Here is a 1,072-nt window from a genome sequence, read left to right as displayed (position 1 = left end):
TAAGGGCGGTAAATATAACAGCAATGACTCGTTTGATGCTTTTGGGTCTTACAGTGAACCGATGAGCTTTGGCTTGGGTGGTTGTTACTACTCCAATTGCTCTAGCAGTACCCGTGGTGGTGGTGCGATTAAGTTAGTGGCCAATGAGCGTTTCCAGCTCGATGGTGAGATCAAGGCCGATGGTGCTTCCAGTTCTAGTTACGGTGGTGGTGCGGGTGGTTCAATATGGATTGATGCGGGCACCTTATCAGGCGCGGGTTTAATCAGTGCGCATGGCGCTTCATCAAATCGTGGCGGTGGCGCGGGCGGACGAGTAGCCATTTATTACGATACCTTGGATGGTTTTGATTTAAGTGCGATTAATTTAGCCGGGGGAGTGTCCACGCATTATGGCACAGCCGGCGGCGCGGGTACGGTGTATACACTAGATACTTTTTCAACACCTTACTTCTACATAACAGACCTTACGCTAAAGCCTGTTGAAGTTGAGCATGTATCACAGTTTGAAATTGAGTTTTCTCAACCGGTTGAGCTTTCAACATTTACGGCTGATGACTTCGATATTCAATCTCAAGGTGAAACTTTTACAACTGTTTCTAATATAGAGCTTATTAATAGTAAGCGAGTGTTGGTTACCTTAGTTGATGTACTGGTTGCAGGGGAATACTCTGTGCAATTGGGGCCGGATCTTCGCTCGACTCAGTATGCAGAGTTAGATCTCAACAAAAACGGAACGACTCAAGAAGCTGAAGATACTTACAAGCTAAATGTTGAGGTGGTTGATCGTGTTGAGTTCGCCGATGACACCAGTATTTTAAGTGATTCGGTTGAATACGAAAACCAATGGATTCTGGTTGATGGTGCAGAGCTAACTGTAGAGGGGAATCATTCCTTTAGGTATTTGGAGTTAGTTAATGGTGCTCGCTTAACGACAGCTGTAGCACAAAATCAACAGTCACCTGTATCTACAATCTCAGTGAATGACCTTTACATTGACACAGAATCTTTTATTGATGTTAGTGGCAAAGGATTAGGCTCGCTCACGCCGGGTGTTTATGGTTCGGGCGGCAGC

The 1,072-nt window shown here is 45.5% G+C and carries 1 protein-coding gene; it reads left to right on the top strand.

Annotated elements, in window-relative coordinates:
• Positions 1-1,072: hypothetical protein (locus ACYFDN_RS21400; protein WP_483512650.1), on the top strand; the 1,072-nt coding region annotated here is incomplete at both ends.

The sequence above is a fragment of the Agarivorans sp. D1326 genome (assembly GCF_056958115.1).
This window is presented reverse-complemented; position numbering and strand designations above follow the sequence as displayed.